The organism is Bradyrhizobium sp. 23 (genome assembly GCF_023073295.1).
Taxonomy (GTDB): Bacteria; Pseudomonadota; Alphaproteobacteria; order Rhizobiales; family Xanthobacteraceae; genus Bradyrhizobium; species Bradyrhizobium canariense_D.
Genome location: NZ_JADPJF010000042.1, coordinates 437,569 through 446,824 on the forward strand (window position 1 = coordinate 437,569; position 9,256 = coordinate 446,824).

At 65.6% G+C, this 9,256-nt stretch carries 6 protein-coding genes and 1 pseudogene; 5 read left to right on the top strand and 2 right to left on the bottom strand.

The features are described from left to right. Both IVB32_RS11925 and panE read left to right on the top strand, forming a co-directional pair. Nucleotides 1–466, top strand: a pseudogene (locus IVB32_RS11925) (transcriptional regulator); the annotation flags it as partial. 66 nt (nucleotides 467–532) lie between these two features. Beyond that, a complete protein-coding gene (gene panE, locus IVB32_RS11930; protein ID WP_018457936.1) occupies nucleotides 533–1,462 on the top strand; it encodes a 2-dehydropantoate 2-reductase in 930 nt (309 codons plus the stop codon). Here the strand turns inward: panE and recG are convergent. Further along, nucleotides 1,459–3,567 carry an ATP-dependent DNA helicase RecG gene (gene recG, locus IVB32_RS11935; RefSeq protein ID WP_247410408.1) on the bottom strand — a complete coding sequence of 703 codons (2,109 nt, stop codon included), beginning with the start codon at nucleotides 3,565–3,567 and terminating at the stop codon, nucleotides 1,459–1,461. The genes panE and recG overlap by 4 nt on opposite strands. A 183-nt stretch (nucleotides 3,568–3,750) precedes the next feature. Between recG and IVB32_RS11940 the strand changes: the two genes are divergently transcribed. The 3 genes from IVB32_RS11940 (at nucleotide 3,751) to IVB32_RS11950 (ending at nucleotide 8,003) form a co-directional block, all read left to right on the top strand. Then, nucleotides 3,751–4,041, top strand: a complete 291-nt coding sequence (locus tag IVB32_RS11940) for a succinate dehydrogenase assembly factor 2 (protein WP_018457934.1) — start codon at nucleotides 3,751–3,753, stop codon at nucleotides 4,039–4,041. Then, nucleotides 4,038–7,556 (top strand): transcription-repair coupling factor, encoded by a 3,519-nt coding sequence (gene mfd / locus IVB32_RS11945; protein ID WP_247296677.1) that lies wholly within the window; start codon nucleotides 4,038–4,040, stop codon nucleotides 7,554–7,556. Before IVB32_RS11940 ends, mfd begins: the two co-directional genes overlap by 4 nt. A 237-nt stretch (nucleotides 7,557–7,793) precedes the next feature. Then, nucleotides 7,794–8,003: a cold-shock protein gene (locus IVB32_RS11950; protein WP_018457932.1), complete on the top strand. Its 210-nt coding sequence runs from the start codon at nucleotides 7,794–7,796 to the stop codon at nucleotides 8,001–8,003. A 200-nt stretch (nucleotides 8,004–8,203) separates the two neighbouring features. On the opposite strand, the gene IVB32_RS11955 is transcribed toward IVB32_RS11950, so the two are convergent. Next, the coding region (locus IVB32_RS11955) for a GGDEF domain-containing protein (RefSeq protein WP_247410409.1) at nucleotides 8,204–9,256 on the bottom strand (1,053 nt) is incomplete at its 5' end.

Consider the following 9,256-nt stretch of genomic DNA (forward strand, 5'->3'; position numbering starts at 1 on the left):
GGAACGTGCTGATGACCAATGAGGCCGCGCCGCTTCTGTTCAATTGCTTCATCGACATGTCCGCACGGCCGGCGCCACGAAACCTGCTGCATCTTATGTTCGATCCGGAGGGCGTGCGCCCTTTTATCGCGAACTGCCGCAGACCGCACGCGGGCTGCTGGCGCGGGTGTATCGCGAGGCAGTCGGACACGTGGTTGACATCAGGACGAAGGCGTTGCTGGAGGAGCTGTCGCAATACCCCGGGGTGAAGCCGGAATGGCGTGCGCCGTCGGCATCCGATGCGATTCCGATGATCCCGTTGTCCTTCGTCAAGGACGGTGTGACGCTGGACTACTTCTCCCTGATCACGACGGTTGGAACGCCGCAGACGGTGACGGCGGAGGAGCTGCGGCTCGAGTGCATGTTCCCCGCCAACGAGGGGACCGAAGCCGAGCACGGCAGGTTCTTGCGCGCGCACGCCGGTTGAGGAGACGTCGCGAGGCTCATCTGTTATTGTTTCTGCGAAAGCGGTCACTCCGCAATGGGAGTTCGAATGAGAGTGCTTGTGATCGGCGCGGGAGCGCTCGGAGGCTACTACGGAGCGCGCCTGGTCCGAGCCGGCGGCGACGTGAACTTTCTGGTGCGGGCCGGGCGTGCGGAGCAATTGCGGCGGAATGGATTGCAGGTCGTGAGCCCGCAGGGCGATTTCGCCGTGCAGCCGAAGATCATCCTGGCCAACGACCTCAAGGAAACGTTCGACGTCGTGCTCGTCGGGGTGAAATCCTACTCGCTCGACGATGCGATGGCCCAGTTTGCCCCGGCCGTTGGCGCCCACACGATGATTTTGCCGATCCTCAACGGGCTGAAACATGTCGACGCCCTGACGGCGCGGTTCGGCGCCGCTCAGGTTCTCGGCGGGCTCGCGAACGTCAGTGCCGGGCTCGATGCGGATGGCCGCGTCGTTCAGTTCATGGCCAATCAGACCATCGTCTTCGGCGAAATCGGGGGGTCGTTGAGCGAGCGTGTGCTCGCCCTGGAGACGCTGCTGCACGTGCCCGGTATCGACGTGCGCGCCAGCGAAGCGATCATGCAGGACATGTGGGAGAAATTCGTCCAGCTCTCGACGCTCGCCGGCATCACCTGCCTGATGCGTGCAAGCATCGGAGACATTCTGGCCGTTCCGAACGGCGAGCAATCCATCTTCCGCCTGTTTGCCGAATGCTGCGCCGTCGCCACGGCCTCGGGTTTTGAGCCGCGAGCGCCTTTCATCGAGTTTGACCGGAAGCTGTTCACGACCCCGGATTCCCCGCTCAAGGCCTCGATGCTGCGTGATATCGAGCGCGGCTCGGTCACCGAGGCGGAGCATATCCTCGGCGATATGGCCAACCGGGCCCGTGCACTCGGCATCGACACGCCCCTGCTGGATCTCGCCCGGGCGCATGTGGCGGCTTATGAGATCGGGCGGCAACGAGCGGCCAGCTAACCCGCTCCGATCAGCGGGATCGCTTCATCCCGCTCATACAGATACAGCAGGCAGCGCAGTGCCTCGCCGCGCTCGCCCTTGAGTTTTGGATCGTCCTTCAGGATGCGCAGCGCCTCGTCGCGGGCCTGCGTGATGAGCTGGCCGTGCACCTCCGAGCGGGCGATGCGGTAGCCGGGCAGGCCGCTCTGGCGCACGCCGAGCACATCGCCTTCGCCGCGCAGCTTCAGATCTTCCTCGGCGATCCGAAAGCCGTCGGTGGTCTCGCGGATCACCTTCAGCCGTGCTTTCGACATCTCGCCGAGCGGCTCGGAGTAGAGCAGCAGACAGGTCGAGGCCTCCGAGCCGCGCCCGATGCGGCCGCGCAATTGATGAAGCTGGGCGAGGCCAAAGCGTTCGGCGTTCTCGATCACCATGATGGTCGCCGCCGGCACGTCGACACCGACCTCGACCACGGTGGTCGCGACCAGCAGACCGATCTCGTGGGCGGCGAACTGGCCCATGACGCGGTCCTTCTCGGTGCCCTTCATCTGGCCGTGGACGAGGCCGACACGGTCGCCGAAACGTTTTTGCAGGGTTTCGAAGCGCCTGGTCGCATTGGTCAGGTGCTCGGTACCCTCGGCCTCGGATTCCTCGACCAGCGGGCAGATCCAGTAGACCAGCTTGCCGGATTCGAGCGCGCGGCCGATGCTGTCGGTGACCTCGCCGAGGCGGCTCATCGATATGGTGCGAGTTTCGATCGGCTGGCGGCCGGCCGGCTTCTCCCTGAGCTCGCTGATGTCCATGTCGCCGAAAAAGGTCAGCACCAGCGTGCGCGGAATCGGCGTGGCGCTCAGCACCAGCACGTCGACGGCCTCGCCCTTTGACGTCAGCGCCAGCCGCTCGCGCACGCCAAAACGATGCTGCTCGTCGACGGCGGCGAGGGCGAGATCGCTAAAGATCACGTCGTCCTGGATCAGCGCATGGGTGCCGACGAGCAGGTCGATCTCGCCGGCTTCGAGTTGTGCCAGCAGGTCACGCCGCTCCTTGCCCTTTTCGCGGCCGGTGAGGATCGCGACCCGCATGCCCGCGCGCTCGGCGAGCGGCGCGATGGTCTTGATATGCTGACGAGCCAGAATTTCGGTCGGCGCCATCAAGGCGGCCTGCTTGCCGACCTCAGTGACGGCAGCGGCGGCCAGCAGCGCGACCACGGTCTTGCCGGAGCCGACGTCGCCCTGGAGCAGGCGCAACATGCGCACCGGCTGTTGTAGATCATTGGCGATGGCGGCTGCTGCGTCGCGCTGGGAGGTTGTCAGCGCATAGGGCAGGGCATCGATGATTTTGTTGCGGAGGTGCCCGTCACCGGCGTTGCGCGCACCGGCCGGGCGTCGCAATTGGGCGCGGATCAGGGCAAGCGCAAGTTGCCCGGCCAGGAGTTCGTCGAAGGCGAGGCGCGACCAGAACGGCTGGTCGGGCAGAATGTCGGTGAGCTCGACCGGCTGGTGCACGCGGGTGAGCGCCTCGGCGATCGGTGGGAAGCCGCAGCGGCGCAGCACCTCCGGGCTGATCCATTCCGGCAGCGCCGGTAGCTTCTGCAGCGCCTGCGCGACCGCGCGGCGCAGCGAGCCGAGCGCAAGGCCTTCGGTCAAGGGATAGACGGGATCGATGCCGGAGAGTTTGGAAATCGCCTCCTCGTCCAGCACCCGGTCGGGATGCACGATCTGCGGGATGGCGTCGTACATCTGGAGCGTGCCGGAGACGAAGCGCTTCTCGCCGATCGGCAGCAGCTTCTCGACATAGCCGGGCTTTGCGCGGAAGAACGTCAGCACGACGTCGCCGGTGTCGTCGCTGGCGTAGACGAGGTAGGGCGCGCGCGCATTGCGCGGCGGGGGCGGGCGGTGGCGGTCGACCGTGACCTCCAGCGTCACCATGGTTCCCTGCACGGCGTCGCGGATCTTCGGCCGGGCGCGACGGTCGATCACCTGGCTGGGCAAATGCAGCAACAGATCGACCAGCCGCGGCGTCTCATTGCGGCTGAGCAGATATTGCAGCAGCTTGTCCTGCTTCGGACCGACGCCGGAGAGGCTGGTCACGGGGGCAAACAGCGGGTTGAGCAGGCTGGGGCGCATCAGGCGAATCTAGGACCGTTTTCGCTCGTCATGCCCGGCTTTATGCCCGGCATCCACGTGTTTTTTCGTGCCCCTGCGGGGCAGCGGGCCATGACAAATCGAGGGCTGACAGGGCCCGCCCGAGTGGCTATATCACCCCGGCCCGGCACGTCCGGGCTTTTGGCGTTTGACTGGAATTGAGACATGACGGGAACGACACGATCGAGCAACGGGCTGGACGACCGCCGCAAGCGGCTTCTGTTCCGCTGCTGGCACCGCGGCACGCGCGAGATGGACCTGATCCTCGGCCGGTTCGCGGATGCCGAGATCGGCAATCTGTCCGATGACGAGCTGACGCAGCTCGAGACCCTGCTCGAAGAGGCCGATCCCGACCTCTATGCCGCCATCACCGGCGACAAGGTGCTTGCCGCCGACGTCATTGGCCCGCTGTTTGCGCGCATCAAGGGGTTTCCGATCGCGGACCGCGACGTATGAAGCAGGGGATGAAATCGCCGGCCGAGCTGCTCACGCCCGGCCGCGCGCTCACGCTTGCCAATGTTGCCGAGGGTGCCGAGGGCCTCGTCATCTCTGATCTCGCGCGCGCCATCGCGGCGCGGCCGAAGAAGCCGGCTGTCAGCCTCACGGTGATCTGTCGCGACGGGCCGCGGATGCAGCAGCTCGAACGTGCTCTGCAATTCTTCGCGCCCGATTTGCCCGTGCTGACCTTCCCGGCCTGGGACTGCCAGCCCTATGACCGCGTCTCGCCGCATGGTGGCGTCCTCGCGCAGCGCCTGACGACGCTGGCGCGGCTGGCGTCACTGACCGGTAGCGACAAGCCGCTGATCGTGCTGACCACGGTGAACGCCGTGGTACAGCGCGTGCCGGCGCGCGAGCTCGTCGCGGCGCAGGCGCTGTCGGTCGCGCCCGGCAACGTCGTGCCGATGGATACCATCATCGCCTGGCTCGAGCACAACGGCTACAACCGCTCCTCGACCGTGCGCGAGCCCGGCGAATACGCGGTGCGCGGCGGCATTCTGGACCTGTTTCCGGCCGGCCTGGACCAGCCCGTCCGTTTCGATTTCTTCGGCGACAGCCTGGAATCGATCCGCACCTTCGATGCCGAGACCCAGCGCACGCTGCTCGACATGCGCGCGCTCGATCTCGTGCCGATCTCCGAATTCCAGCTCGTCACCGAGACCATCCGCCGCTTTCGCATGGGCTACGTCGCTGAGTTCGGCGCGCCCGAGCGCGACGATGCGCTCTACGAGGCCGTCAGCGAGGGCCGCCGCCATCCCGGCATGGAGCATTGGCTGCCGCTGTTCCAGGACCGGATGGACACGCTGTTCGACTATCTGCAAGGAGCTTGCGTCGCGATCGAGCCGCAGGCCGAGGACGCCATCCGCGAGCGTTTCAAGCAGATCCTCGATTATTACCAGGCCCGCCGCGATGCGATGGAGCATCCGGGCGGCGGCGCCATCTATAAGCCGCTGCCGCCTGACAGGCTCTATTTGACCGAGGAGGAATGGGGCAAGCGCGAGAGCGGGATGCCGTTGGTGCGGCTGACGCAGTTTTCGGTGCCTGCTGATGGTACCAGCGTGGTCGATGCCGGCGCACGCAAGGGACGAGACTTCGCCCCGGAGCGCAACGATAACAAGGTCAATGTCTTCGAAGCCGTCGTCGCACATGTGCATGGGCTACTGACAAACCGCAAGAAGGTGGTCATCGCGCTCTGGACGGAGGGCTCGCGCGACCGCATGACCTCGATGCTGCGCGATCACAAGCTCACCCCCGTGACCAGCGTCAACAGCTGGCGCACGGTGCAGGCGACCCCGCGCAACGAGACCATGCTGGCCGTGCTCGGCCTCGAAAGCGGATTCGAGACCGACGAGATCGCTGTCATCAGCGAGCAGGATATCCTTGGCGATCGCCTGGTCCGACCGCGCAAGGCGAGCCGCAAGCTCGACAATTTCATCTCGGAGGTGACGAGCCTCGCCGCCGGCGATATCGTGGTCCATGTCGATCACGGCATCGGCCGCTTCATCGGCCTGCAGACGCTGGACGTCGCCGGCGCGCCCCATGACTGCCTCGAGCTGCATTATGCCGCCGAGACCAAGCTGTTCCTGCCGGTCGAGAACATCGAGCTGCTGTCGCGCTATGGCTCCGACCAGACCACGGTCGAACTTGATCGTCTCGGCGGTTCGGGCTGGCAGACGCGCAAGGCCAAGCTCAAGAACCGCATCCGTGAGATCGCGGGCGAGCTGATCAAGATCGCCGCCGAGCGCCACCTCCATGAGGCGCCGAAGCTGCCGGTGCAGCCGGGCCTCTACGACGAGTTCTGCGCGCGCTTCCCCTATGACGAGACCGAGGATCAGCTTGGTGCGATCGAGTCCACGCTGAAGGACCTCGAGCTCGGCCGTCCCATGGACCGGCTGATCTGCGGCGACGTCGGCTTCGGCAAGACCGAGGTGGCGCTGCGCGCCGCCTTCGCGGTGGCGCTCGAAGGCAAGCAGGTCGCGGTCGTGGTGCCGACCACGCTGCTCGCCCGTCAGCATCACAAGACGTTCACCGACCGTTTCAAGGGTTTCCCGGTCCAGGTCGCCCAGGCCTCCCGGCTGGTGCCCGCCAAGCAGCTCAATCTGGTCAAGAAGGGCCTCGCCGACGGCTCGGTCGACATCGTCGTCGGCACCCATGCGCTGCTCAGCAAGTCGATCAAGTTCCGGGATCTCGGCCTGCTGATCGTCGACGAGGAGCAGCATTTCGGCGTGACCCACAAGGAGCGGCTGAAGCAGCTCCGCGCCGAGGTGCACGTGCTGACGCTGTCGGCCACGCCGATTCCACGCACACTTCAATTGGCGCTCACCGGCGTGCGCGAGCTCTCGATCATTGCCTCGCCCCCGGTCGACCGCCTCGCGGTCCGCACCTTCGTCGCCCCGCACGACCCCTTGATGATCCGCGAGGCGCTGCTGCGCGAGCGCTATCGCGGCGGCCAGGCGTTCTACGTGGTGCCGCGCATCGACGACCTCGCCGAGGTCAGGGATTTCCTCGACAAGAACGTGCCGGAGATGAAGGTTGCGGTTGCGCACGGGCAGATGCCGCCCGCCGTGATCGAGGATATCATGACGGCGTTCTACGACGGCAAGTTCGATATCCTGCTGTCGACCACGATCGTGGAATCCGGCCTCGACATCCCCAACGCCAACACGCTGATCGTGCATCGCGCCGACATGTTCGGCCTTGCCCAACTGTATCAGCTCCGCGGCCGCGTCGGCCGGTCCAAGCTGCGGGCCTATGCGCTGTTCACGCTGCCGGCGCAGCAGAAGATCACGGCGCAGGCCGAGCGCCGGCTCACCGTGCTGCAATCGCTGGAGACGCTGGGCGCGGGCTTCCAGCTCGCCTCGCACGATCTCGACATCCGCGGCGCGGGCAATATCCTGGGCGAGCAGCAGTCCGGCCATATCAAGGAGGTCGGCTTCGAGCTCTATCAATCGATGCTGGAGGAGGCGATCGTCAACCTCAAGGCTGGCGTGTCCGAGCCCGCGGCCGACCGCTGGTCGCCGACGATCACCATCGGCATGCCCGTGCTGATTCCGGAGGATTATGTCGGCGATCTCTCGGTGCGGCTGTCACTCTACCGCCGGCTCGCCGACCTCGACAGCGAGGAGGAGATCGAGAACTTCGGCGCCGAGATGCGCGACCGGTTCGGCGTGTTGCCGGACGAGGTGCGCTATTTGTTCAAGGTCGCCGCGATCAAGGCGTTCTGCCGCCAAGCCAATGTCGGCAAGATCGACGCCGGTCCGAAGGGCGCCGTCATCGCCTTCCGCGACAATTCCTTCGCCCATCCCGACCGGCTGGTGAGCTTCATCCGCAGCCACGGCCAGGCCGCGAAGGTGCGGCCCGACATGAAGGTGGTGTTCCTGCAGGACTGGGAGACGCCGGAAGAGCGTCTTGCCGGCACCACCGAGATCATGCGCCAGCTGGCGCAGCTCGCGCAGAGCAAGAAGGCGGCGTAGAGGTTTCCGGAGGCGGCGCGAAACGACGCGCCGCACTCGGATCCCCGAACAGCGACATATGATCACTTGCGCAATGATCGAACAGTTGCTAGGTTCAGTCTATCGAGTTTCGGCCGAACGACTTGGCCTCGCCGCTGAAAAGCGCGCCTGACTGACGACCCTCCCTCCAGATCTCGACGACACCCACCGCGCTTCTGAGCGCGGCTAAACGTTTATCTATCTTAAAGGACGATCCCCATGACGACGGGAACTGTGAAGTGGTTTAACAGCCAAAAGGGCTTCGGATTCATTCAGCCGGACGAGGGCAGCCAGGATGTCTTCGTTCACATCAGCGCCGTTGAACGCGCCGGCATGAATACCCTCAACGAAGGGCAGAAGGTTTCTTTTGAAATCGTTGCAGATCGCAAGACCGGCAAGTCTGCTGCTGAAGATCTGCGCGCCGCATAGGCTGCCGCAATCCCAATGACGTTGCTTTGACCACGGATGTACTGGCAGAGCTTCGGATTTTGACCCGCGACCGTTTACCGGCCGCGGGTTTTTTGCGCCAGCGGCCGGCCCTCGCGAATGAGAATGCGAACGGTGCGTTTCGCGTAAAGCTTCCACATGTGAGCAGTCGAGCTCCGACGGCAGCGAGCGCTCGCGGATGATTACGACGCCGCCCGCGATGCCTCGGCCGACAGCCGCCCAAGCAGCGACCTTGCCGTATCCGAGGGCGACAGCGAATCCACCGAAACGACGGGATCGCTGCGCATCTCGTGCTTGCCGTTCGACGTGTGCCGCATCACCGCGGAGAGGCGGCGGGCGATCATGTGGGCGGTGCGGAAGTCGGTCTCCGCGAACACGACGACGACCGAGCCGTCCTTCTGCGCCACGCCAAAATCCATCTGCCGCATCAGCCGGCTGAGAATGCGCGCGGCATCGAGCTGGGCTCGGGAATTGCCGGGATCGAAGGCGAAGCGTGCGACCGAGAGGCCGCCGCCGCGGGCCAGCGTCTGCTCGACCGCCTTGGCAAAATCACGCGCAAAAGCTTCCGCCGTGAGCAGGCCGCTGCGCGGGTCGAGCCAGCCGCCGGCATCGATCGAGCGCAGCGTACGGCTCAGCTGGGCTTCCATGGCGTGCTGGCGGATCAGGGGCAGCGCGTTGGCGGCGACCTTCGCCGACTCACCGGGGATCAGTTCAAGATTGGGTAGGTCGTAAGTCTGCGTCAACTGATGCGCAGTGACGACCACGGGCAGGCTGCGGAAGCGGGTGTCCTCGGCGAGCACCGTGAGAAAGGCATCGGTCACGCGGGGGGTAAAACCTTCAGCGAGCACGACGCCGTCGAGGTCGCGGGTGTTGAGATGCTTGGCCGCTGCCTCGATCGAGAGCGCCCCGATGACGCCGACGCGCTCGCCGAGCGCGACGGAAAGCGCGGGGTAAGCCGCGCCGCGGCCGATCAGAAGCACCGTGGCATCGCGAACGGGATCAGCCTCCGGCAGCGCGACTTTGACCTCGGGCAGCCGGCGCAGCACCGTGGCGTGAAGGGTACGAATCCGTAGAGCGGCGCGAAGCCGCGCGATCAGGCGTTCGGAATGGCCGGCGCGCGAGGAAGAGAAGGGCAGGACGTTGTGCGGGAGCGCGCCCGCCGCATCCAATGCCACGAAGGGAAGGTAAGGGGATTGCTCTGCGATCTTGCTGGCGAGCGGCGCCAGATGCGGCTC